The sequence below is a fragment of the Methanoculleus sp. UBA430 genome, from assembly GCF_002506585.1.
Taxonomy (GTDB): Archaea; Halobacteriota; Methanomicrobia; order Methanomicrobiales; family Methanoculleaceae; genus Methanoculleus.
Genome location: NZ_DAXW01000016.1, coordinates 21,498 through 44,098 on the forward strand (window position 1 = coordinate 21,498; position 22,601 = coordinate 44,098).

Sequence of the window (22,601 nt, forward strand, 5' to 3'; positions counted from 1 at the left end):
CAGTATGGTCGAGAGCCATCCGGAAACCTCCCCGGTATCGGGGGACGCAGACCTGGATTCTGCTGCTACGCTGAATGTCCGGTCGAAAGCCTCGGTTATCCACATCGGGAGCCTTGACTCCTTCGATATCACCGAGGGGGGGAAGGCTGCAGCACGGGAGATCCTCGACTACCTGGACACAGGTCGCGAGGAGTCGCTCAGGCGGGCTATTGACATCTACGACGATATTATTCCTAACGAGAATTTTGGGGGCGAGTACACGGCACTGCAGTGGATCTCCAGGCTGTTTCTCGCCCCGGAGACCCAGAAAACGAACTTTCTCTCGTATCCGCTCGTCGCTAGCTGGGTCGATCTCCTGGTACGTGACGACTACGCGAATTTACGGGATTATCTTAAACTGAAATATCACTTCGTCGACGACGAGAGCGCAGGCCATGAAGCCAAAGAGAAACTCCGTTTTCTTGAAGACTTCATCCTCTTCAACAATCCCGATCGCGAGCGCTGGGATAAGATCGGTGAGAACATCTATCAACTCGGCATCAAGGAAGGTGACAGCGTTATAGATTTTGGATGCGGTCCGGGGTATTTCACATTCAAGTTTGCCAATATCGTCGGCAGAACGGGACATGTCTATGGGATTGAGACGAACGAGCAGCATATTAACTTCGCTAATGACTACATACGACAATATCAGATCGGCAACGTGGGCGTGTATCAATATCGGGCGGACGGGTGGGGCCTCGATAAACCCGTCAAAGCCGAAGTGATCTTTCTCTGTTCGCTATACCACATCCTCTATGCGGCCTTCACGGACAGGGAACGGGACCTCTTTATCGAGCATATCAAGCGTTACCTGAAAGAAGACGGGCGTCTCATCATCGTGGACAACGATCTCGTCGAAGGCACGGACCTGCCATACCACGGGCCGTACATCTCCCGTGATATGATCATCAGCCAACTGTGGCACTACGGCTTTGAGCTCCTGCTGCAGTACCAGTTCACCGCCCAGCGCTACATCCTTGAGTTTAAACAGGCCAGCAAACCCCGGGCTCCTGCGGATCCACCGCCTGCAGTCCCGGCGGTGTTTGCCGATGAGGCATCCGTGCAGACCATTAAGATCACCTCGCCGCTCTCCCTCATCCGCTACCGCATGATCGGCACCGCGTCGCAAGGGTATACCGTTCTGGGCAAGAAAGCCGCCAGGCTCTTTTTTGGGGCGCTTGAAAGCAGGGATGAGACCGGTCTCGCCGCTGCACTTACTGCATACAGGGAGTTGATCCCGCAGGAGCGGATCGGCGACGAGTATACTGTTTTTGAGTGGTTTTGCAGGTATCTCCTGGCGCCGGAAGAGAAGCAGGCAGAGATGCTTGCCGATTCGCTTGACGCCGAGTATTTCCACACCCTGGCGGACGACGACTTTGCGCTGTTGAAGAAATATCTCCGGATAAAGTACGATCTGGCGCAACCAGATCCAGAGATGCCGGGAATGGACGACACATTTGCACGCCGACAGATCCACGATGTCATCTACGAGTATTCAGGGAATGAAGTGAGTTTCGACCAGCTCAACGAGTGGAACGAGTTTATCTCTTTTAACAACCCTAACCGGGACTCGTGGGAGAAGACCGGCAAGATGCTCGATTATCTGAACATCCGTGAGGGCGAATCGGTTGCCGATATCGGCTGTGGGTTCGGATTTTTTTCATTCAAATTCGCCCGGATGGTGGGCAAGACCGGCAGGGTTTACTCGACCGAGATCAACAGAAACGCGCTTGCCTACGTGGAGACGGCTCGCGACAAATTCGGGCTGAATATAGAGGCCATTCAGGCGCGCCTGAATGACGCCGGCCTGCCGCCTGACAGCGTCGATACCATCTTCATGTGCTCGATGTACCACGCTGTCTATATCGCGTCTCTTGAGTTCGTAAAAGACGAATTCATTCTCAGTTTAAAGAGGGCTTTACGGAAAGGCGGGCGACTTGTGGTCGTGGATAACGCGATAACGCCTCCTTCCATCGTGGCGTACTTTGGCTCCGCCATCGCCAAAGAACTCGTCATCTCCCAGTTGAAGTACTACGGGTTTCGGCTGGTGGATTCCAGACAGTTCGTTCCCCAGCGGTATGTGCTGGTCTTCCAGCAGGACTGACGGGGCGGGTTTGCATGTTCTATGCCATAGAGACGGAGGGGATCACGAAACGGTTCGGCGGGGTTGCCGCCGTGAGCGATGTCAGCATCTCGATCGAGCAAGGCGAACTGCTCGGGCTTCTTGGCCCGAACGGGGCAGGGAAAACCACGCTCATTAACATGCTCTCGACCATGACCGAGCCCTCGGGCGGGAGTGCCAGGGTATGGGGGTTTGACGTGGTCGCGGACGCTCATCGTGTACGGCAGAGCATCGGGGTGGTCTTCCAGGACATCACCCTCGACGAGCGTCTCACCGGGCGGGAGAATCTGGATATTCACGGCAGGCTGTACGGTCTTGAGGGCAGGGTGCGGAGGGAGAGGGTCGAGGAGGTCCTTGCCCTCGTCGATCTCACCGATCGGGCGGATACCCTGGTCAAGACCTACTCCGGCGGTATGCTGAGACGTCTTCAGATTGCACGCGGGTTTGTACACAAACCCCATATCCTGTTCCTGGACGAGCCCACGCTCGGTCTCGATCCGCAGACGCGGATCCACATCTGGGAGTATATCAAGACCCTGACGGAAGAGGAGGGTGTGACGATCGTGCTCACCACGCACTATCTGGAAGAGGCGGACCACCTCTGCAACAGGGTTGCCATCATCGATCGTGGCAAGATCGTCGTCATCGATACCCCTGAGGCCCTGAAGAGCCAGCTCGGGGGGGACGTGATCACGCTTGAGGTGGAGGGCGCTGCCGACATTGCCCGGCTGCGCGCCCTGTACGAGAGCAACGGGTTTGCACGGGTGGTGACCCGGGGAAGCACCGGGGTCTCGATGGCTGTCAGGGACGGTGAACGCAACATCCCGCACGTCCTGAATCTGGCCTCCCGTGCGGGTATCCTGGTCCTCTCCGTCAGCCTGCATAAGCCTGCGCTGGACGATGTCTTCCTCCATCACACCGGCCGGGCGCTGAGGGATAGAGAGACCGGGGATGCAGAAGAGTACGGGAGGTCCCGGACCCGTCCGATGAGGAGGTGACGATGATCAAAAGAGCAATGAATGTGATCTACGCCATGTGGCTTGGTGAGATGCTGCGATTCTGGCGCTCGAAATCGCGTATCATTGGTGCTCTTTCAACGCCCCTGACGTTCATGATCTTCCTCGGCCCCGGTCTCAGTTCCGGTTTTCAGTTTCAAGGCGGAGGCACCGTGGATCTCAGTTTCTTCGCGCCGGGTTTCATAGGGATGTCCGTCCTCTTTGCGTCCCTGTTTGGCGGTGGGTCCGTCGTATGGGAGAGGGAGTCCGGCATCTTAAAAGAGGTCCTCATCGCCCCCATCAGTCGTTTCTTCATAGCGCTTGGAAAGGCTGCCGGCGGCGTCACCATTGCCCTGATCCAGGGCATCATGTTGCTGATTATTGCCGGGCTGATCGGCGTGCGGTACATCTCGGGCATCGGCGTGCTGGCAGGCCTTATCATCATGGGTCTCTCGGGTATTGGGTTCATCGGGCTGGGTGTTGCACTTGCGTCCAGGATCGAGAGTCCCGAAGGGTTTCAGATGATTATGAGTTTCCTGACGATGCCTCTTGTTCTTCTGAGCGGAGCGTTCTTCCCGATCTCAGACCTGCCCATCTGGCTGGGGGGTCTTGTATATCTCAATCCCCTCACCTATTGCGTCGAAGCGCTTCGCTGGTGTCTACTGGGGTACTCCACAATTCCCATTTCATTGAGTGTTGCAGTAATTACCCTATTTGCCGTTGCCATGCTTGGAATCGGAGGAAATCTTTTTGGGAAAATAAGGATTTAGGTAAGTATATACGATTGACTTCTCCATCAGGATCAAGGCAGGGCTAATCCCGGCCATTTGAAACTAGATGTCGGTCGTATCGGCTTGTTCTTCATATGCCATGTATTCTCCGTGCGCCTGCAGAGGCCAGTAAATTATTTATAATATAATTAAACCCTTTACACCGGATCCCCCTGATGCGTGGAGAAGAAATGTTCGTTAAATTGAGAGTTCCACAAAGAGTGAACGGGTCTTCAATGGAATCATTCTCCAGCCCTTGATAGACTTATCTCATCGTTCCGGGGGTTCCAATAAAAATAACGGCGCAGGCTTCTACGATACGATAGGCTGCGGGAGAGGTGCCGATGGCATATAGAACCCTCATGTAGAAGAGCATCAGAGCGGCGAACCGGGGGAATATTTCCCCGAACGATAACCGGCCTGCTTCGCGATCACGGGTGAGATGATATGGGGCAGATAATGTACGTTCTGGTTGTCCTGTTTGCCGTCGTCATAAGTGTCACAGCAGGGGCCGTTACGTCCCCGGCAATACCGGTTCCTTCCGAGCAGTGGACCACAGATACCGTTATTACGTCCCCGGCAACACCAACTCCTCTTGGACCACGGGCAACGGACACTGCAACGGTATCGCCCGCAACACCAGAATCACAGATCGCTGTCACGGGGGTTATTGTTAGTCCGGAAGTATTCATGTACGGGGATACCGGTACGATCCGGGTAGAGATCAAGAACACGGGATCCACCGGGGTTGCCATCGGTGGTGCAAGGCTGTTTTCGGGTGGAGTAGCCGTGCTCAACGACAAGACCTACGATGCGGTCGGCACCATCGCTCCTGGAAGCACCATGCAGTTCACCTTCACCATGAAGGCAAATGTCGCCGACGGTATTTATTACCAGGAGTTTTACCTGGATATGCGCGACGGCGGAAGTTTCCGTTACTACGTTCCGGTGAGGGTTTCAGACTCGCAGATCTGGGTTTCCATCCTGGATGCACCGGAGACGTTCCCGGCCGAGAGCGCAGATACTGTTGTGCTTTCCATCGGTAATCCCCGGGACAATACGGTGAACGGCGTGACGATCACCCCGACGGGGAGCGGGTTTACATCCATTCCGAAAGCTGTTTTCCTTGGTAATCTCCCGGCCGATATGGTGAGGAGCGCATCCTTCAATATCACCGCATCGCAGGCGACCGATCTCACATTCGTCATCTCCTACCGGAACGGGATCAATCAGCACAATGAGACCCTGACCCTCCCGGTTGTGATCGGCCGGAGGACGGTGGAACCGGAGATGGTGATCAACAACATCGAGATAGCCCGGAACGGCCCTTCAGTCAATCTGACAGGAGACGTGACCAACGCAGGTCTTAAGGATGCATACTCCGTTCAGGTCACCGTCGGCAGCCCGGCGCAGGCAATCGCTCCCTATCCGGTGTATGTTGTCGGCAGGCTCGAACCCGACGACTTTTCGAGTTTCGAGATTACATGCAGAGCCGAGGGGGCATCCTCGGTGCCGCTGCTCGTCCAGTACAAGGACGCTACCGGCAAAACTTATGAGGAGACCGTGACCGTCTCTCTGACCGAGACGCAATTGCCGTCGCAGGGGAACACCGGCATTCAGTCAGGCTCGACCTCATCACGAAATGGCCCCGGTGGAGAGGGAGTCTCCGGACCCTTTGATGGGGGGTCTGCGCGGTTTCCGATCCTTGAGATCGCCCTCGTGATCGTCGGGGGCATTGCCGTCGCCATCGCATGGCGGAAGGGGTATTTCGCGAAGATCCGCAAACGCCCGCCCGGATAGGCGGATACCGTGATCAGGGACGTGGATGCCGTATGATCGTCAGGGATATCATCTTTCAACTATCTGTCCGGAACGTCAGGCTAAATCTCCTCCGGTCTCTCCTCGCTGCATTGGGCATCGTTATCGGTGTCATAGCCATCGCATCGATCGGGATGATGGGGGCGAACATGACCCTCTCGGTCACGGAACAACTCACCGATATGGCGAACAAACTCACTGTCACCGGATATGCGGGCGAGGGAGACAGCATGGAAGGACCGGTGGGAGGGGGGCCGGGCCCTCCCCCTCCTGGCGCCGGTGGTTCCTCCACCGATGAGGTGCTGGTGACGGAGAACCAGTTCAAAGATATCAAACGGATCGCTGGGAAATATGGGGTCGTGTATTTTGTCTACCGGGACTCCGATCAGATCGAGGTCGGGTCCGATACGGGGAGAGCAACGATATATGGCCTCGATCTCGAAGTAATCCGGCAGATACTCACTGTTAAAGAGGGAGAGTACCCGGAGAGCCCGAGCTCCGTTCTGGTCGGACCGCTCCTCGCCGAGCGGATGGGTCTCAGGATCGGGAGCCGGATAGACATTGGCGATCCCACCGAAGGGCCGACGACGACGGTCCGCGTTACCGGAATCCTTGAGGAACGGGGATTGTCGATGGACATCAACACGGACGTTGCGATCGTCGGGAGCGAGAACCTTTTTGTCGACCTCTTCGGCGGTGAAGGCGAGTATGGGCAGGTCAACATTGCCGTGAACAACGTCGACGATGTCGCTACTGTTAAATCAAAGATTGAAGGGGCGTTGAACAAGAAGAAAGATGAGGTTACGGTCCAGGATAGCAGCAGGATGGTGGAGAGCATCACGTCGACGGTCTCCTCGATGACGACGTTCGTGACGGCAATTGCGGGAATATCACTCCTCGTCGCGGCAGTCTCGATCTTCAATGTGATGATGATGTCGGTGACCGAGCGCGTTCGTGAGATCGGCATCCTCCGGAGCATCGGGACGCAGAGGAGCGAGGTCCTGAGAATGTTCATCTACGAGGCGGTCATTATCGGGATCGTCGGGGCCGCCATCGGCGCGGTGCTGAGTCTGATCGTCGGCTATGCCGTCGTCGTGGGGATGGTCGGCACGTCGGACTATTTTTTCACCTATGGGAGCCTGATCCATGTCCCGGAGGCCATGCTCATCGGTGTCGCGGTTTGCATTATGTCGGGGGTCTACCCGGCATGGAGGGCATCGAACCTCAATCCCATCGAGGCACTCAGAGCGGAATGAATCTCCAGGGAGCGGTATGATTACGCCACGTGGGGCATGATGGCGCGGGACACCTCCACCGGCGAGGTGCTGCTCTCGATGAACGGCGACCGTCTCTTCACGTCGGGTTCGACGACGGAGGTCTTCACCGTCTCGGCCGCTCTCGATCTTCTCGGCCCGGATTACCGGTTCAGGACGCCCGGTGTACCGGGCCGGAAGATCCGGGCTACAGTGTGATCCGTGCCAGGACCGGAACCTCGGCGGCCGGCGCCCAGCAGGGGGTTCTTCCTCTACGCCCTCGGCCTGCTCGGTTACATGACGACGGCGAAGGGAACGCCAGTCACGTTTGTGATCTACGTCGACAACATCGCCGGCCTCGCGCCGATGAATGACCTGCAAGGCGTGACAGACGACGTAAATGACGTCGCCGTTCTGATATACAAGTGTCTCTGAACCAGAGCCACCCTGGCGACGGTATCTTCTTCCCCCCAGAAGGCCGGATCTCCCGTGTACGATCCGTTCGATATCAGTGATCTGCCACGGACCGGGCGTCGTGGGAGCCGTGGACGAGGTGAAGTGGGCCGCCGTGTATATAACGACGGGTCATGGACCGGTTGATGGGCACAAGAGTTATCACCCCTCCCTCCAGCACTCCCCGCATGGCGGTCGACTCGTTTCGCATCGATATCCCTGAACCGGTCCTCGACGACCTCCGCTCCCGCCTTGCCCGCACCCGCTTCCCGGACGCGGTCGAGGGTGCGGGCTGGGACTACGGCACGGACCTGGGCTATATGGAGGAACTCGTCGATTACTGGCTGAACCGGTTCGACTGGCGCGCCCGTGAAGCGGAGTTGAACCGGTTCGCCCACTATACCGCCGATATCAACGGGATGGAGATCCGGTTCATCCACGAGCGGGGGAGAGGCCCTGACCCGATGCCCCTCATCCTCTTCCACGGCTGGCCGGACTCGATCTGCCGTTACCTCAAACTGATCCCGATGCTCACCGATCCCGCCCGGTTCGGCGGCGATCCGGCCGACTCGTTCGACGTCGTCGTGCCCTCGCTGATCGGCGATCCCGGCATGTCGGGATCGGATACGGAACGGCCGCTCGCAAAGATAGCGGAGCTGGCGCATCGGTTGATGACCGAAGAACTCGGCTACCGCCGGTACGGTGCCGGCGGCGGGGACGGCGGGAGCCCGATCTCGCAGATCCTCGGCGTGCGCCACCCGGACTCGATCATCGGCCTCCACCTCACCGACATCGGCTTTCCCATACTGATGGCGAACTTCCCGGACCTCTCCGATGCGGAGCGGGAGTATCTTGCAGCGTCGCAGACGCGGGGTTTTGAAGAGGGAGCGTATGCGGTGCTCCAGGGTACAAAACCGCAGACGCTTGCCTATGGGTTGAACGACGCTCCTGCCGGCTACGCCGCCTGGATCATCGAGAAGTTCCGCACCTGGAGCGACTGCGACGGAGACCTGGAGACGGTCTACTCGAAAGACGAACTGCTGACGAACGTCATGCTCTACTGGACGGGCGGCCCTTCGGCCAGGGCACTCAGCTACCGCGAGGAGTGGGTCTTCCCCTCGCTTGCGCCGGATCAACGGGTCGATGTCCCGGTAGGGCTTGCGCTCCCCCCGAAGGATATCGACCCCCTTCCGCCCCGGGAGTACGCGGAGCGCAACCTGAAGGATATCCGGCGGTGGACGGTGCTCGAGCGTGGCGGCCACTTCGCGCCGATGGAAGTCCCGGACTTGATGGCCCGGGAGATCCGGGCGTTCTTCCGCCCGCTCCGGAATCTCCCGGCGTCTGCCTGACCGGAATAGGGATCAGCACCGGGGTCCGGACGATTCAGAATCCTGATAAAGTTGCGGCCCCATGATCCCCCTGCAGGAGCAGTATGGGTTATACGCCAGCGTGGCCGGGAGGCGTACCGGAGTCTTTACTCCTCGACGGTGAATCTCTGCACCGTCACGCACACCCTCATCGAGAGGCTTTTTTCGTCCGGCAGGGTTATCTGGCCCAGGGGGACCGACCCGAGACCAGGAGCCTCTCCAGCTGGCGCTCTTGTTGGCCGGCGTCCTCCTTCTCTGCCGCCATCCGACACTCCGCGCTGCAAAAAGGCACGCCTTCACGCGTGTTTCGCTCTTCCGCCAGGAATGCTCGCCCGCAGTGCCCGCAATACACAGATTCCGGCATATGAACTCACCTCAAGATAGAGAGGGTATGCCTAACGTTAAACTTTTCTAGAGGTCTCTGAAGACCGCTTCCATGGATCCGGTCTCGGGGTTTCTCTTGATGAACCCGGAGGCGGCGTCGTGAGGGCTGGCTGAACTACAACAGTCGGGTCCGGCAGATCCCCGGCGGAGCCATCATCACCGGCACAAAACCAAACCTTCCTAACCCCCGGGGCCAAACTCCATCTATCGACGGGGATGGTTGAGGTGCCGAGGCTGGTACTGATCGACATGGAGACCGGGACCCGGGTCCGGCACCGGATCCGGAGCATAAAACAGGCCTTAAAGCAGCAGGAGTGGTACGAGACGGTGCTTGGGCGGCGCGTCCGGATCAAGAAGGTGTTTGACCGGTAACGGTTCTCGACGTTTGGGCTTGCAGGCATCGGTCTTTCGCCGCGGGTCCGTTAGTCTTCCTGAACTCTCTGTTGCGGTCGCCCCGGACCGAGCAACCCGGCTCCGCCGGCGGATATTCCGATGCTCACCGCAGCCATCCCAGCCTGTAGAAGACCCACCCGACCACAAGCATCGAGATGACGGTCCAGGCAGTCACCTCCCAGAGATAGAGTTCAAACGGGGTCTCAAGAATGTTCATCCCCAGCACCTGCCCGATCAGGGTCGGGATCAGCACGAGGGCCGAGAGGACGGCGATCACCCGCATCGCCCGGTTCATCTCGTAGGAGACGGTGTTGATGTGGACGTCGATCAGGGAGAGGAGACCTTCACGGATGTTCCCGGCGGTCTCGTGCAGGTAGATCGTCTCGTCGGCAAGCGCATCGAAGATGCTCTTCTGCCCCGCCCACGGACCCGTCGCGGGGATGCTCCGTGCAACGATCGCCGTCACCGTCTTCTGGTGAAAGAGGCTCGTTACGAGGACGCTGCTCACCCGCTTGAGCTGGAAGACGGAGTCGAGGAAGTTCTCCGGCATCTCGTTGTTGGGCGTGCCTTCAAGGTGCATCATCCCGGTCTCCATCTCCGAGAGGATCCGGGCGTAAGCCTCGTTGATCCGGTCGAGAAGCCCGTAGAGCACCCTGGCGGCCAGGGGTTCTCCGGCAGTAACGCTCCCGGCGAGACCCGCCAGGATCGGCTCAAAGATCCGGTCTTCAGCCTTCGAGACCGTGACGATCGTCTTCTCCCGGCTCACGATGACGAGCCCGGTGGTTGTCACGACCGGGACCCGGACCCCTTTTCTGATCCGGAGCGTCTGCTCCGGCTCCTGCACGAAGATGAGCCGGGTCGTGCCGGTGACCGTTACCCCCGGATGCGAGGCCTTCATCAGCCGGCTCTCGAAGTAGGCGACGGGGAGACCGAGGATATCGGCAAGCACCGGGAAGTCCGGCCTTGAAGCGCCGGAGATATCAAACCAGGCCTCGGTCGCGGGATCTGCGAGAAATTCCTTCAATTCAGCAGGGGAGAACTCCCTCCCGCCGGCTCCGTCCTCCTCCACCCATCCCCGGACCCGCATCGTCGAGACCGCCGGCGTTGCAGGCCCCGGGATGGTTCCTTCCGGCTCGATCCGCCGCTCCACGGACCTCCCGCCGGCCGCCGCCACCCGCACCACCCGCAGAAGCCGGAGCGTGGGGGACGACCGGGCGATGGTCCATCCTGCAACCGGCACCGCCTCGAGAAACGGGAGCGTGATGATGGCGAGGTCGAGGAGGTGCCAGCGGTCCAGAAAATGGCTCGCCGGGTCCTCCGCGAGGACCAGTTTGAGGACGTATTCAAGGACGAAGATCGCGATGATCGTGGTGTCGGCCATATTGAAGAACCCCGCGACCGGCTGCGGCAGCGATTGGGTCAGGAGGGGTATGATGACGATCGGGGCCATCAGCAGACCGAGGAAGATCATCAGGCCGTCCGGGAGGAGGAGGTAGACGACGTCGCGCACTTTCGCTTTTCGCCCCTCTCCGGCCCTTTCTGCCGCCGTATCCATACCATCACCCCCGGCCGGCCCAGCGATTCCGGGACCCTGTGGGTATACAGTTCTTCTGCGTATATAGCAGGTGCGCCGCTCTCCGGTTGTGCGCAGAATCCTGCCCAAAGTCGGGATAGGCTGATGGCCTTATCCGACGTACCGGGAATCATGCGTGGTGAAACGGCGGAACCGGTCTCGATCCGGGAAGCTCTCGCGGCCGCAGAGGTCTCTCGCCGGGAGCGGAAGAAGTACCCGGCGGTGGCCGCAGGACTCTCGCTCCTCTTTAACGGCCTCGGGCAGGCTTACAACGGGCAGTTCGTGCGGGGCGTCGCGGTGCTGCTCGGGAGCCTCCTCGGCCTCTTCCTCCTGATCGTTCCGGGTGTGGCGGTCTGGCTCTGGGGCGGCTACGATGCCTACCGGACGGCGAAAGGAATGAACGAGGGCCTCCTCCCCTACCGGGAGACGAGCCCGCTCATGGTCGTCGCGTTCCTGGTCGTCTGGGCGGTGACGATCTTTCTGCTCTCGGCGGCGTCGGCGATGCTGCTCGTCGCGATGGGGCAGCAGGGGATGCTGTAAGCGGGAGTCTTGCAGGCGGCCGGGTTCGGCGGCAACAACCATCAAAATGGTCTCGCTGAAGGTTGTACATCGATTTATCTCTGCGGGGTTGAAAGGACGGAGCGGGAAGACCCCCTGCGCAAGGTGGGGGTAGTTCACCAACCCTTTTGTGTTGTTATACTTAAACTCAGGCACATTCCTGAGTGATTTCTTGAGTTTTCTCTGTCGGATCTTTTTAAAGCAGCGCCGAATCGTCTGTTCATCCCGGACTATAAGGGCTGCAAAAACAAAATATCGGGACGTCTTCTGTCCAAATCCAAGATCACCGGATTCGTCGACGTATATCCACGCAATAAATAATAGGACGTACTCGTCATAACGACTGCGAGGACTCCGGCACCCTCCCGCCTTTCACCGGTGCGTCCCGCGATGAATCTCTCCACCGGGGGACCATCCTGATATACTCCAGATCCCCCGATCTTCAGACTTGTTAGCACAATAAGAAACATTCATATTACCTAATTGACAAAGGAAAACCCATGATTGGTTCCCCGGCAAACCGTCTCTTCTGCATCGCCTTCCTGCTCATGGTCGTCCCGGTCGCCGTGTCCGGGGCCCCGGTGACCCGGACGCTCTCGACCGCGGAGCCCGGGGCTGGCGAGGTGTTCACCGTCTCGCTCTCGATCGAGGATATGGCCCTCGGCGGGGTGGTCGAGACGCTGCCGGGCGGCTACGCCTTTGCAGGGACCGGGCACCCCGCCGACCGGTTCCTCGTCCGGGGGCAGCAGGTCGCGTTTGCGGTGATGAACGATACCGCGGTAACCTACTCTGCCCGGGCCCCCGCCTCCGGAAGCGGGGATATCACCGGCACGTGGGAAGACTACCTCGCCGGATCAGAGGGCCGGATTGCCGCATCGCACGTCGCGGTGGACGGCATCGAGACGATCGCGGCGAGCGCCGGGGCAGAGCCGATTGCTTCTGCCGCACAGCAGGCCGCTTCGCCATGTGCGGTCCTTGCGGCGGTTGCCGGCCTTATCCTCGCCGGGCGGTGGGGTGGTCGACGATGAACCGGCGGCACCTCCTCGCCCTTCTGCTCCTCCTCTTCGTTGTCGGGACGGTCTCGGCCTCGTCGGGTGACGGCATCCCCGGCGACGCCGACGGCGACAAGGTCCTCACCGGCGCCGAGTACGCATCGGCGGCCCTCACCTACCTTGATTCGGCTTACATGGGCGGCTCCGGCGGCCTCACCCGGACCGATATCCGGGATGCTGCCTGGGTCTATACGCACTGGGACGGGAAACCCCTCGAAGTCACCGACTCGTCCGGGCAGACGGTGACGCTCTATCGCCCCCTGCGCCGGGTGGTGACCTTCAGCGGCGAGTCCCTGGAGACGTTGCGGTCGCTCGGGTTCGATATGGAGAACGTCGTCGCCGTCGACAAGTACAGCCACGAGAAGAGCACCTTCTTCCCGGAGTGCCGAGATAAGGCAAACGTCGGGTCGATCTGGTCACCCGATATGGAGCAGGTCCTCTCTGTTCGGCCGGACGCGGTCTTCCTCTACGCGACGATCAGCATCGCGGCCTGCGACGATATCCAGCGGAAATTGGAGGCGAGTTCCCCGGGTATCCGGGTCTTCCGGTTTGACTGCTTCAAGCCCGCCACGTATCCCGGGGAGATCCGCACGATCGCCTCGATGATCAACGAGAGCGGGCGCGGCGAAGAGTTTGCTTCCTTCTACGAGTCGACGATGGGCCGGATCCGGGACGGCACGGCCGGCATCCCGGACAGTGAGAAGGTCCGGGTCTACTTCGAGTACTGGTTTGACTACACGACCGTCTCGGCAAAAGCGGGATACAACGAGAAGACCGAGCTCGCCGGGGGAATGAACCCCTTCGCCACCGGGACCGGGGAGTACCCCGTCGTCGACCCCGAGGCGATCATCGTCACCGACCCGGAGATCGTTGTCAAACTGGCCGGGCAGGGTCTGGCCGTCGGCGGCTATTCAGGTCACGACATCGCGGCGCTCGAGGCGATCCGGTCGGCGCTGACCGAGCGGCCCGGGTGGTCGAGGGTCTCCGCGGTAGAGGACGGCCGGGTCTATGTCATCCACTCCGACATCCTCGGCGGCGCCCAGCACTTTATCGGGACGGCCTACCTCGCGAAGTGGTTCTACCCCGACCGGTTCGCCGACCTCGATCCGCACGCCGTTCACCAGCGTTACCTCAACGAGTTCCAGGGGATCGACTTCGACCTCGCGTCCGAGGGAACGTTCGTCTACCCGTGACCGGTGCAGCCATGGAACAGAGCGTCATCATCCAGGAGGGGTATACCCGGCTGAAGAAGACCCGGGCCCTCTTCGTCGGCGGCCTCCTTTCGGCCCTCGCCGTCCTCATCGGCGTCGCGGTCACGCTCGGGTCCGCCGACTTCACGGTGGGCGAGTCCTACCTCGCGATCCTCGCCGGCCTCTTCCCCGGGACCTTCAGCGCCCCCGACCTCGCCACGACCATTGTCTGGGACTTCCGGCTCCACCGGGTGCTCTTTGCGGTCTGTGCCGGGTTCGGGCTCGCGGTGGCGGGTTCCGTCATGCAGGGGATCCTCAGAAACCCGCTCGCGAGCCCGTTCACCCTCGGGATCGCCTCGGCCGCCACCACCGGAGCCTCGATCGCGATCGTCCTCGGTGCCGGGGTCGCGGGCGGAGAATATCTTGTCATCGGCAACGCCTTCCTCTTCGCCCTGCTTGCCGCACTTGCCATCTACGGGATGGCCCGCTACCGGGGGATCGGGAGCGAAACGATGGTCCTTGCCGGTATCGCCGTCATGTACCTCTTCTCGGCGGTGACGTCGCTCCTCCAGTACGTCGGCAGCGCCGAACAGCTCCAGGCGGTGGTCTTCTGGACGTTCGGCTCGGTCGACAAGTCCACCTGGCCGAAACTCGGGATCGTCGCCCTCGTCCTCGCCTGCACCATCCCCTACCTCATCTACCGCGCCTGGGACCTCAACGCCCTCGCCGAAGGCGACGAGGTGGCGGCCAGTCTCGGGGTGCCCGTGGAACGCTCGATGATTCTCTTCATGATGATCGCCTCCCTGCTCACCGCGGTGATCATCTGCTTCACCGGGACGATCGGGTTTATCGGGCTCGTCGCCCCGCACATCACCCGGATGGTCGTCGGCGGAGATTTTCGGACACTCCTCCCCGCCTCCGGCCTCGTGGGCGCTCTCCTCCTTTTGTCTGCCGACAGCATCGCGCGAAGCGTCCTTGCACCGCAGGTCCTTCCCGTCGGGATCGTGACCGCGTTCCTCGGGGTGCCGTTCTTCATCTACCTCTTCCTGCACCGGAGGAATGCCTGATGGCCCGGCTCTCGATCGAAGACCTCTCGTTCGCCTACCGGGACCGGGAGGTGCTCAGGGGGATCACGTTCCCGGTCGCCGCCGGCGAAGTCCTCGGCCTCGTCGGGCCGAACGGGTGTGGGAAGACGACGCTGATCCGGTGCGTCGACGGCATGCTCACCCCGCACAGCGGCAGGGTGCGGCTTGAGGGGCAGGAACTCCGCACGATGCACCGCCGCGAGGTCGCCCGGGCGATGGCCTATGTGCCGCAGTCGGCCGGGAACCAGACCGCCTCGACGGTCTTTGAGACGGTCCTGATGGGAAGGCGGCCCTACCTGAACTGGACGGTGAGCCTGGCTGACGAAGAGAAGGTGGTTGCCGCGCTCGACCTTCTGGACCTCGGCGGGCTTGCGCTCCGGAAGGTCGGCGAACTCTCCGGCGGGGAGCGCCAGCGGGTGATGATCGCCCGGGCGCTCGTGCAGGAGACGGGGGTGATCCTCCTCGACGAACCGACAAGCAATCTGGACGTCTGCCACCAGATGGGGGTCATGGAAGTCCTCCACGGTCTTGCCGAAGAGAGGGGGATTGCCGTCGTGCTCGCGCTCCACGATCTGAATCTCGCCGCGACCTACTGCCACCGCCTGCTCGTTCTCTCGGGCGGGTCGGTCTACAGCCACGGGGTGCCGGAAGAGGTGCTCAACGAAGAGATGCTCAAAGACGTCTACGGCATCGACGCGGTCGTCAAACGGGATCTCGCGGCACCTTACGTGGTCCCGGTCCGGCCGGGAAGCCTGGAGGGAGGGGCGTAAGCCCGCCCTCTCCCCGCCTCATTTCCTGAGAATAGCCAGCGCTTCTTTTGATTCCATGACCAGATGCATCTCTTTGTAGCCGAGGTCGCTCCACGGAAAACTGAGTTTCATGAGGGCGACGGGATCGTCCGTCTCAATCAGCCGGAAGACCGTGTTCCCCACAAGGTCGACCCACTCGTTGATCACGGTCACACCTTCCGGTGTCTCCTCCCTGGCCCGCGCTTCCATGATCTCGGCCGTCTTCCCGGGCTCCCAGGTGAGTATGTTTATGAATTGCATGCTCTTCCCCCCTCGTTGCCGCATCCCGGCACGCCGGGATGGACAGTCGGCGTCATGGGTCCAGGAGTATAAAAGCATGGCGCATTACCGCTGCCCTCCCACCCTCTCCTTCACCCGGGTGGCAATCAGCATCGCGGTGACCGCCGAGAGTGCGAGGAGTACGACCGTATACTGGTCGGCGGTCCCCACGACCGCGACCAGGAGGATGGCGGTCAGGGGCGCACCCAGGGCAAAGGTGAGGGCCGCGACCTCGACGCAGAGGACGAAGATCCCGACCGGAGCACCCGGAAAGACGAGACCCAGCGCGAGCCCGACGAGCGTCGACGAGAAGATGATGGGGAAGAGCGGGCCGCCGATATACCCGCTCTTGAACGAGAGGGCAAGCAGGAGGAGTTTTACGACCGCCATCAAAAGAAGCATCCCGGCCCCGAACCGGGCAGGGTCGGCGATGATGGCGTGGATCTGGGCTTCGCCGGAGAAGAGCAGTTCAGGGACGAAGTAACCGACGACCGCGATCGCCGCCCCCGCGGCGAGGATGCGGGCGAGGATCGCGTCCTTAAAGATTCGGTCCATGATTGTCTCGGCTGCCTGCATGGAGACCCCCGCAAAGACCGCGAGCAGCGACCCTGCGATCCCGAGAAGAACCGCGTAGAGGATGTAGATGGGCAGGATCTCGCCTATCGGCTCAAACGGGATGCTGCGGGCGAAGGACGGGAGGCCGAGGAGCAGGTAGAAGAGAAACCCGATGGTGCCGGCGAGCAGGTTCCAGGTGAGGAGCCGGAAGGCGTTCCTGCTCCCGCCGACCTGGAACTCGGTTGCGAAGACTCCGGTGAAGAGGACGCTCCCGACGATGCCGTTGAACGCCGAGGCGAGGGCGGCGACGTCGAACCCGAGAGCGGCCATGGGAGCGTTGATCCTGAGTCTCTCCCCGACGAAGGAGGATACGTATGCAATGAGGACGGTGATGGTTCCTTCCGGGCCGATGCTTGCCCCGGAGAGGAGCGAGAAGAGCGATGAGAGGAGGGCACCGGGGAATGTCCGGTAATCGGGCTCTGTCTCCCCGCCTTTGAGCGAATCCGTGAACCCCCCGTGGATCACGGTCGGGGCGCGGAGGTACCTGCGGGAGAGGCCGACAAGCAGCGAAAAGAGGAGCACCCCGGCCGGGACCACCCAGGGGTTGGCCGCCACGAAGTCGTTCTCACCCCAGATGGCCCTGTTGAGCAGTCCGTACAGGCTCAGGTAGGCGACCGTGAACGTGATGGCGATGACCGCGATGAAGACAACCTGCCATACTCGCAGAACACCGTCACCGCCCGGTGCTCCCGGCGGCGCCGGACCTTCAGCGGATGCTGGCATGGAAGACACGACACGGCCGATTCATTCTCCCCGGTAATCTTCCTTGCGGTCGGCCTCCTGACACCGGGGAGGTGGGCCGTGCAGCCAAAAAAAGAGTTCTGGTTCCGGATTACCTGCGCCGGGGCCGCGTCTCGACCGTCTCGGTCCTCACAACTTCCGTTGGCGGGGGCGCCTCCCTCCTCATGGCCTCCGCCTCCTCCCGCGTCGGGGGCGTCGTGGTCCCTGCCGACTGGATCAGGCCGTAGTCCGCCTCCCGCGGCCAGTTGTCCTCGTCGAAGCCACGCTCGTCGTCCAGCCGCTGCTTGTCGATGTTCACGACAAAGTTGTCGTCCCCCGGCCGGTAGATTACGGCCTCGGGCGGGATGGCAAACCGCTTTGCCGCCATGCCAAGCACGCCGCCGTACCTGAGTACCAGGTATTGCACCTTGCCGTCGGGGAAGGAGACCCGCATATCCGAGATCTCGCCAAGATCGTCTCCTTGCTGATTGATCACGTTCTTATCAAGGATGTCGTCGGCCGACATGAACCATTCCTCGCCGGCCGCTCGTGTCCTGCGTTCCAGGATAACTTCCGATCGCTCCTGCATCTTCTTCATCTCCATCGCTCCCATATCAGGGAGGCACACCCCCTGAAGTGGGGCGTGCACTGAGTGCCGGGCCTCCATAAAATGATTACGCCTGCAGGCACAGGATCAGCCGAACCGGTCTGGCCCTCCTGCCGGGCATGACGGTGAAAAAGAATGGTGATTTCGCCAATTTATACCATCACTTTACCGCTTTATTGAAATGAGTCTGTGTATGGGCCCAGGAACAAATGGATGAGGTTATGTATTCCGTGCGTCAACCCCCTCTTCATGGGGCCTACCATCAGACTGAATCTCACCACGATTCTCGAGGCAACCGGCGAGTTGCAGCGCTTCCTTGATCTGGGCGCTGCCCGCCTGCGGGTGGAAGGGACGTTATCGCAAGAAGCCTCCGAAGCCCTGATCTTTGAACTGGCCGACGAACTCGAGGACCACCTGCGGACGATGCGTGACAGGCAGGGGTCTGCCGGCATCAACGATCTCCGGGCATGGACCCGGGCCTGGATCGACGAGCGGCAGGGGGCACTCGCAGAGGGTTCTCCACCGTAGGGGGCCGGGGGTAGGCGCTCCCTGCCTGGCCGAGCGGCATTCCCGGCGTCGCACCCGGGGCGGGCCATACCCGGAAGGTGGACGATACCCCGGGGTTGGGAGGAGGGTCGGCCCGGGTTCCCGGGTGACCTTAGCATTTATTACCACCTGTACCCATGCGGCTCCGATGCCTCACTTCGACCTTTTCTTCAAGACCGAGGAGTTGCGGCGGAGGCTTGAGCCACACCTCCGGCTCATCCCGCCGTACTTTCGGTTCACCGTCCGGACCGGGACGCCGGAAGTGCGTTACTTCGACCAGAAGGACCCGATGTGGAAGGGCTTCCCCTTTCCGGTCCCTGACGGAACCGTCTACGTCTTTGATGACGCAATCCCCGCCCGGGCGCTCGGGGGCGGGATGCAAAATCGGGCGAGTGTCCGGGTCACGCGCGAGGACAAGGATGACGAGGCGATCATCCTCCGCATCTGGCACGAGATCCTGCACGCGGTCGGGCAGCCGGCAGACGACATGGCCCGGCGGGTGGGCGAGTGGCAGAGCATGTCTGATCGGTTGGTCTGGGCGGCCTGGCAGTCGCTCTCCCGGCCGGTCGACGTGCCGTTCTGGCACCGGAAGTTCTATTCCTGGCTGACGGAGCGGGCGGCGAGCGGGGCGGGAGGAAGGTAGATCCGGGGGCACGTCCCCGGCGCTCCCGGAGGGGCGGGCGGGCGGAACGCGGCCCTTGCGGCTATCCGGACCCGACCTGCCGGCAAATCCTATATGTAGGCGAAACCAACCTGGAAGAATGAGATCTCTCGCGATTTCATTCACAATCATGCTTCTTCTCGGCCTGTCGTTGATCTCGGCCGGTTGCATGCAGAGCGGGTCCGGTGTGACTGTCTTGACACCGGAGACTACCACCGTATCACAGGCGCAGTACACCTCGAACGAGACACTCGTCGCTTTTGTCGAGAGCGCGATTGCCTATGTGAAAGAGAACGGCAAGGAAGCTGCCCTTGCCGAGTTTAACGACCCGAACGGATCGTTTGTCCGGGGGGAACTCTACATCTACGCGTATGACTTCAACGGCACTACCCTCGCCCACCCGGTCAACCCGGAGAAGGTCGGCGTCAACCGCCTGAACGAGACCGAGGGGGGCGTGGGGATCTTCCTCCGGCAGATGAACGATGCGGTCAGGAACGGGGACGGTTTCGGCCGGATTGCCTACATCAACCCCACGCGTGACCGGATGCTTGAGTCGAAACTGGCGTATGGGGTGCAGGTTGACGATGACTGGTGGCTTGGCTCCGGAATATACACGGGACCCCTCGACCTGCCTGCGGCGGCCCTCGCCGATTATCCGGAGATGATCGGGATCTGGAGAGCGGACAGCGGAGCCGTGTACTTCCTGAACGATACAATCGAGAAGATGTCCGCCGGCGAAAACACGTGGGTGGTCACTGCGCAGGACGACCGGGTCATCAGCGGGTTCAAGACGTTCTCCCTGCCGGACGGAACGGTGGAGAACCAGACGTTTGTAGGCATATTCAACCCGGACAGAGAGACCATATCGTTCATCGACCGGCCGGGAGGATGGGCGACGGGATCCCTGGCCGATCAGGACACCCTCTTCATCGCCTGGACGAACCCGGGCGATGATACGGCAACGATGGCCGGGGCCCTGACCCTGCACCGGGACAATACCGTCTAATATCCCCTTTTTTCCCGATACGTCCCCGGCACCGGGGTCTTCGAAGCCGCCACGAGGCCACACCGTCCGGGTCTTCCCGCGTGATCCCTATCGGGACGGCGGGATGGATGTCATCATGGAGAACACCCCGGCGGACTTCTGGTCGATCCTCCCAAGCGACGCCTCCCCGATCGGGATCGGGTGGAGAGTGAGGGTTTTCCCCTCGCTCTATAGCCGCGGCGATATCACAACCCTTATTTTCACAAATGCGGCACGCTCTCTGTGAAACATCTTTTCGTGACCCTTCTCCTGATCGCCTCTCTCGTAGCGGCCGGGTGCTCCGCCCCCGCCGGGACGGCGGTTCCCGGTGCCGTATCGCAGGCGCCTGAGAGCGAATTCATCCTCAACGAGTCCATCCATTCGGGCGACGACTTCTATGCCTACGTCAACGACGCATGGATTGCAGAGCATCCCATCCCGCCCGATAAGCAGTATTACGCGGTATTCACCGGGATGCGCGATGGAGTGGATGACGACCTCCATGCTCTCCTCCTGAACGCTTCGGCAGCCCCGACGCAGGATGGGGACAGGAACACTACCCTCATCGGGCAGTTCTACCGGTCCGGGATGGATGCCGGCACAATCGATCAGGAAGGGCTCGGCGGCCTCTCGGACCTTCTTTCGGCGATCGATGCCATCGATTCCCGTGTTGGCCTTGCTAACGCCACGATCGTTCTCCTGGAAGAGGGGTTCGGCCCGGTGTACCACTACTGGGCGGAGGTCAACCCCGAGAACAGCAGCGAGATGGTTCCGGCTCTCTACCAGGGCGGGCTCGGGTTGCCCGACCGGGACTATTACTTCCGGAACGACACGGAGAGCCTTGAGGTCCAGGAGGCCTACCGGGAGCACATAGCCCGGGTGCTGGTGCTCGCTGGAGAGCCTGTCGAAGAGGCTGCGGCCGACACCTCGACCGTCTATGCCATGGAAAGGGCCCTTGCCGCGGCTCACCTCAGTGCGGAGGAGAACCGCGACCCACAGAAGACCACGAACATCTACACCCTGGCCGAACTCGAGGAGGAGTTCCCTGCGATCGGGTGGGGGACCCTTGCCACGATCTCCGGCTCCGGGCCGGTGAGCCGGATGCACATCTACCAGCCGGGCTACGTCGAGGGACTCAACGGCCTGCTCGAGACGGCCCCGCTCGAAGACTGGAAGATCTACCTGCGCTACCGGCTCATCGACCAGGCATCCCCATACCTCAACGCATCCTTCGAGGAGGAGCACTTCGCCTTCTACGAGACGACGCTCTACGGCGTCCCCGAGATGAAATCCCGGTGGCAGCGTGTCGTCAACACGGAGAGCGAACTCCTGGGGGACCTTGTGGGCAGAGAATACGTCGCCGAATACGTGGACCCCCGGACCCGCGAGATGGTATCGGGGATCTTCCTTGCCATCCGCGAGACCTTCGATGAGCGGATAACAGGCCTCGCCTGGATGAGCGAACCGACGAAAGCCGCGGCCCACGAGAAGCTCGCCGCCATGGGGGAGAAGATCGCGTATCCCGACCGGTGGACGGACTACTCCGGGCTGAACCTCTCCGATTCGTACGTGGGGAACGTCCGCGCCGCGAAAGCCCACTCCCTCATCCACGGGCCGGAGGGGCTTGAACAGATCGGCGGACCGGTCGACCGGAGCGTCTGGTTTATTCCCCCGCAGATGGTGAACGCCTTCTACGACCCGACCCGGAATGAGATGGTCTTCCCGGCGGGCATCCTCCAGCCGCCGATCTTCGACCCCGATAGAGACCCCGCTCTCAACTACGCCACTCTCGGCTGGGTGATCGGGCACGAGATGACGCACGGCTTCGACGACCAGGGAAGGCAGTATGACAGGGACGGGAACCTGAAGGACTGGTGGACAGAGGAGGATGCAGCAAACTTCAACAACCGGACGGCCCTGCTCGTGGCGGAGTACAACGCGTTCGAGGCCCTCCCCGGCCTCTACGTCAACGGGAACCTCACCCTTGGGGAGAACATCGCCGATCTCGGGGGCCTGACGCTTGCCTACCATGCCTGGAAGAAGACGGAGAACCCGTCGGATGACCCCGATGCGGATCGGCGGTTCTTCATCGGGGCCGCGACCCTCTGGAGGGCGAACGACCGCGAGGACTCGCTCCGGAACCTGGTCCTGACCGATCCCCATTCCCCGGAGAAGTTCCGGGTGAACGGTGTCCTCTTCAACATCCCGGAGTTCTACGAGGCGTTCCCGGAGATCGGGTCCGGTGATGCCCTCTACAGGGCCGCCGGGGAGAGACCGAGCATCTGGTGAAGAAACCCTCTTTTTAT

The 22,601-nt window shown here is 61.2% G+C and carries 23 protein-coding genes and 1 pseudogene; 19 read left to right on the plus strand and 5 right to left on the minus strand.

Annotated elements, in window-relative coordinates; translation table 11 throughout:
- The first annotated feature begins 4 nt into the window (after positions 1–4).
- The 9 genes from BRA49_RS11835 (at position 5) to BRA49_RS11875 (ending at position 9,576) form a co-directional block, all read left to right on the plus strand.
- Entirely contained in the window at positions 5–2,146 is a 2,142-nt protein-coding gene (locus tag BRA49_RS11835) for a class I SAM-dependent methyltransferase (RefSeq protein ID WP_292386304.1), read from the plus strand.
- A 14-nt stretch (positions 2,147–2,160) separates the two neighbouring features.
- Positions 2,161–3,162: an ATP-binding cassette domain-containing protein gene (locus BRA49_RS11840; RefSeq protein ID WP_292386305.1), complete on the plus strand. Its 1,002-nt coding sequence runs from the start codon at positions 2,161–2,163 to the stop codon at positions 3,160–3,162.
- A 2-nt stretch (positions 3,163–3,164) separates the two neighbouring features.
- The gene (locus BRA49_RS11845) at positions 3,165–3,929 is read left to right on the plus strand and encodes an ABC transporter permease (RefSeq protein WP_292386306.1); all 765 of its coding nucleotides are present in this window, start codon (positions 3,165–3,167) and stop codon (positions 3,927–3,929) included.
- Positions 3,930–4,619: 690 nt separating this feature from the next.
- Entirely contained in the window at positions 4,620–5,729 is a 1,110-nt protein-coding gene (locus BRA49_RS11850) for a COG1361 S-layer family protein (protein WP_292386307.1), read from the plus strand.
- Between the two features lie 32 nt (positions 5,730–5,761).
- A complete protein-coding gene (locus BRA49_RS11855; RefSeq protein ID WP_292386308.1) occupies positions 5,762–7,003 on the plus strand; it encodes an ABC transporter permease in 1,242 nt (413 codons plus the stop codon).
- Positions 7,004–7,219: a D-alanyl-D-alanine carboxypeptidase gene (locus BRA49_RS11860; protein WP_292386655.1), complete on the plus strand. Its 216-nt coding sequence runs from the start codon at positions 7,004–7,006 to the stop codon at positions 7,217–7,219. It begins immediately after the preceding gene.
- A gap of 3 nt (positions 7,220–7,222) precedes the next feature.
- Complete coding sequence (locus BRA49_RS11865; protein ID WP_292386309.1) at positions 7,223–7,435, plus strand: hypothetical protein; 213 nt, start codon at positions 7,223–7,225, stop codon at positions 7,433–7,435.
- Positions 7,436–7,641: 206 nt separating this feature from the next.
- Positions 7,642–8,802, plus strand: coding sequence for an epoxide hydrolase family protein (locus BRA49_RS11870; RefSeq protein ID WP_292386310.1), 1,161 nt, complete (start codon positions 7,642–7,644; stop codon positions 8,800–8,802).
- A 627-nt stretch (positions 8,803–9,429) separates the two neighbouring features.
- Positions 9,430–9,576, plus strand: a complete 147-nt coding sequence (locus BRA49_RS11875) for a hypothetical protein (RefSeq protein WP_292386311.1) — start codon at positions 9,430–9,432, stop codon at positions 9,574–9,576.
- Positions 9,577–9,700: 124 nt separating this feature from the next.
- Here BRA49_RS11875 and BRA49_RS11880 read toward each other — a convergent pair whose 3' ends face one another.
- Positions 9,701–11,152 (minus strand): CorA family divalent cation transporter, encoded by a 1,452-nt coding sequence (locus tag BRA49_RS11880; protein ID WP_292386312.1) that lies wholly within the window; start codon positions 11,150–11,152, stop codon positions 9,701–9,703.
- A gap of 150 nt (positions 11,153–11,302) precedes the next feature.
- Here BRA49_RS11880 and BRA49_RS11885 point away from each other — a divergent pair, with 150 nt between their 5' ends.
- The gene (locus BRA49_RS11885) at positions 11,303–11,710 is read left to right on the plus strand and encodes a hypothetical protein (RefSeq protein ID WP_292386313.1); all 408 of its coding nucleotides are present in this window, start codon (positions 11,303–11,305) and stop codon (positions 11,708–11,710) included.
- 180 nt (positions 11,711–11,890) lie between these two features.
- On the opposite strand, the pseudogene BRA49_RS13645 reads toward BRA49_RS11885, so the two are convergent.
- Positions 11,891–12,043, minus strand: a pseudogene (locus BRA49_RS13645) (DUF3800 domain-containing protein); the annotation flags it as partial.
- A gap of 185 nt (positions 12,044–12,228) precedes the next feature.
- On the opposite strand from BRA49_RS13645, the gene BRA49_RS11890 reads away from it, so the two are divergent.
- Genes BRA49_RS11890 through BRA49_RS11905 form a run of 4 tightly spaced genes read left to right on the plus strand, consistent with a single transcriptional unit; the run spans position 12,229 to position 15,825 of the window.
- Entirely contained in the window at positions 12,229–12,756 is a 528-nt protein-coding gene (locus BRA49_RS11890; protein ID WP_292386315.1) for a hypothetical protein, read from the plus strand.
- A complete protein-coding gene (locus tag BRA49_RS11895) occupies positions 12,753–13,973 on the plus strand; it encodes an ABC transporter substrate-binding protein (RefSeq protein WP_292386316.1) in 1,221 nt (406 codons plus the stop codon). The genes BRA49_RS11890 and BRA49_RS11895 overlap by 4 nt, the downstream gene beginning before the upstream one ends.
- An 11-nt stretch (positions 13,974–13,984) precedes the next feature.
- Positions 13,985–15,037 carry a FecCD family ABC transporter permease gene (locus BRA49_RS11900; protein ID WP_292386317.1) on the plus strand — a complete coding sequence of 351 codons (1,053 nt, stop codon included), beginning with the start codon at positions 13,985–13,987 and terminating at the stop codon, positions 15,035–15,037.
- Positions 15,037–15,825, plus strand: coding sequence for an ABC transporter ATP-binding protein (locus BRA49_RS11905; protein WP_292386318.1), 789 nt, complete (start codon positions 15,037–15,039; stop codon positions 15,823–15,825). Before BRA49_RS11900 ends, BRA49_RS11905 begins: the two co-directional genes overlap by 1 nt.
- A gap of 18 nt (positions 15,826–15,843) precedes the next feature.
- On the opposite strand, the gene BRA49_RS11910 is transcribed toward BRA49_RS11905, so the two are convergent.
- From BRA49_RS11910 to BRA49_RS11920, 3 genes are all read right to left on the minus strand, one after another.
- Entirely contained in the window at positions 15,844–16,104 is a 261-nt protein-coding gene (locus tag BRA49_RS11910; RefSeq protein WP_292386319.1) for a DUF3303 domain-containing protein, read from the minus strand.
- Positions 16,105–16,188: 84 nt separating this feature from the next.
- Positions 16,189–17,460, minus strand: coding sequence for a chloride channel protein (locus tag BRA49_RS11915; protein ID WP_292386320.1), 1,272 nt, complete (start codon positions 17,458–17,460; stop codon positions 16,189–16,191).
- A gap of 109 nt (positions 17,461–17,569) precedes the next feature.
- Positions 17,570–18,070, minus strand: coding sequence for a PRC-barrel domain-containing protein (locus tag BRA49_RS11920; protein ID WP_292386321.1), 501 nt, complete (start codon positions 18,068–18,070; stop codon positions 17,570–17,572).
- Positions 18,071–18,313: 243 nt separating this feature from the next.
- On the opposite strand from BRA49_RS11920, the gene BRA49_RS11925 reads away from it, so the two are divergent.
- From BRA49_RS11925 to BRA49_RS11945, 5 genes are all read left to right on the plus strand, one after another.
- Positions 18,314–18,592 carry a hypothetical protein gene (locus tag BRA49_RS11925; RefSeq protein WP_292386322.1) on the plus strand — a complete coding sequence of 93 codons (279 nt, stop codon included), beginning with the start codon at positions 18,314–18,316 and terminating at the stop codon, positions 18,590–18,592.
- Positions 18,593–18,758: 166 nt separating this feature from the next.
- Positions 18,759–19,253, plus strand: coding sequence for a hypothetical protein (locus BRA49_RS11930; protein ID WP_292386323.1), 495 nt, complete (start codon positions 18,759–18,761; stop codon positions 19,251–19,253).
- Between the two features lie 205 nt (positions 19,254–19,458).
- Positions 19,459–20,277 (plus strand): cache domain-containing protein, encoded by an 819-nt coding sequence (locus tag BRA49_RS11935; protein WP_292386324.1) that lies wholly within the window; start codon positions 19,459–19,461, stop codon positions 20,275–20,277.
- Positions 20,278–20,380: 103 nt separating this feature from the next.
- Complete coding sequence (locus tag BRA49_RS11940; protein ID WP_292386325.1) at positions 20,381–20,542, plus strand: hypothetical protein; 162 nt, start codon at positions 20,381–20,383, stop codon at positions 20,540–20,542.
- On the plus strand, positions 20,539–22,584 hold the full coding sequence (locus BRA49_RS11945) for a M13 family metallopeptidase (RefSeq protein WP_292386326.1): 2,046 nt from the start codon (positions 20,539–20,541) through the stop codon (positions 22,582–22,584). The genes BRA49_RS11940 and BRA49_RS11945 overlap by 4 nt, the downstream gene beginning before the upstream one ends.
- The last annotated feature ends 17 nt before the right edge of the window (positions 22,585–22,601 follow it).

What these genes read in the sequence shown, in the direction of transcription:
- BRA49_RS11835 (WP_292386304.1), top strand. Translation starts at nt 5, where the DNA reads ATGGTCGAGAGCCATCCGGAAACCTCCCCGGTATCGGGGGACGCAGAC.
- BRA49_RS11840 (WP_292386305.1), top strand. Translation starts at nt 2,161, where the DNA reads ATGTTCTATGCCATAGAGACGGAGGGGATCACGAAACGGTTCGGCGGG.
- BRA49_RS11845 (WP_292386306.1), top strand. Translation starts at nt 3,165, where the DNA reads ATGATCAAAAGAGCAATGAATGTGATCTACGCCATGTGGCTTGGTGAG.
- BRA49_RS11850 (WP_292386307.1), top strand. Translation starts at nt 4,620, where the DNA reads ATGTACGGGGATACCGGTACGATCCGGGTAGAGATCAAGAACACGGGA.
- BRA49_RS11855 (WP_292386308.1), top strand. Translation starts at nt 5,762, where the DNA reads ATGATCGTCAGGGATATCATCTTTCAACTATCTGTCCGGAACGTCAGG.
- BRA49_RS11870 (WP_292386310.1), top strand. Translation starts at nt 7,642, where the DNA reads ATGGCGGTCGACTCGTTTCGCATCGATATCCCTGAACCGGTCCTCGAC.
- BRA49_RS11880 (WP_292386312.1), bottom strand. Translation starts at nt 11,152, where the DNA reads ATGGATACGGCGGCAGAAAGGGCCGGAGAGGGGCGAAAAGCGAAAGTG.
- BRA49_RS11885 (WP_292386313.1), top strand. Translation starts at nt 11,303, where the DNA reads ATGCGTGGTGAAACGGCGGAACCGGTCTCGATCCGGGAAGCTCTCGCG.
- BRA49_RS11890 (WP_292386315.1), top strand. Translation starts at nt 12,229, where the DNA reads ATGATTGGTTCCCCGGCAAACCGTCTCTTCTGCATCGCCTTCCTGCTC.
- BRA49_RS11895 (WP_292386316.1), top strand. Translation starts at nt 12,753, where the DNA reads ATGAACCGGCGGCACCTCCTCGCCCTTCTGCTCCTCCTCTTCGTTGTC.
- BRA49_RS11900 (WP_292386317.1), top strand. Translation starts at nt 13,985, where the DNA reads ATGGAACAGAGCGTCATCATCCAGGAGGGGTATACCCGGCTGAAGAAG.
- BRA49_RS11905 (WP_292386318.1), top strand. Translation starts at nt 15,037, where the DNA reads ATGGCCCGGCTCTCGATCGAAGACCTCTCGTTCGCCTACCGGGACCGG.
- BRA49_RS11910 (WP_292386319.1), bottom strand. Translation starts at nt 16,104, where the DNA reads ATGCAATTCATAAACATACTCACCTGGGAGCCCGGGAAGACGGCCGAG.
- BRA49_RS11915 (WP_292386320.1), bottom strand. Translation starts at nt 17,460, where the DNA reads ATGCCAGCATCCGCTGAAGGTCCGGCGCCGCCGGGAGCACCGGGCGGT.
- BRA49_RS11920 (WP_292386321.1), bottom strand. Translation starts at nt 18,070, where the DNA reads ATGGGAGCGATGGAGATGAAGAAGATGCAGGAGCGATCGGAAGTTATC.
- BRA49_RS11925 (WP_292386322.1), top strand. Translation starts at nt 18,314, where the DNA reads ATGGGGCCTACCATCAGACTGAATCTCACCACGATTCTCGAGGCAACC.
- BRA49_RS11930 (WP_292386323.1), top strand. Translation starts at nt 18,759, where the DNA reads ATGCCTCACTTCGACCTTTTCTTCAAGACCGAGGAGTTGCGGCGGAGG.
- BRA49_RS11940 (WP_292386325.1), top strand. Translation starts at nt 20,381, where the DNA reads ATGGATGTCATCATGGAGAACACCCCGGCGGACTTCTGGTCGATCCTC.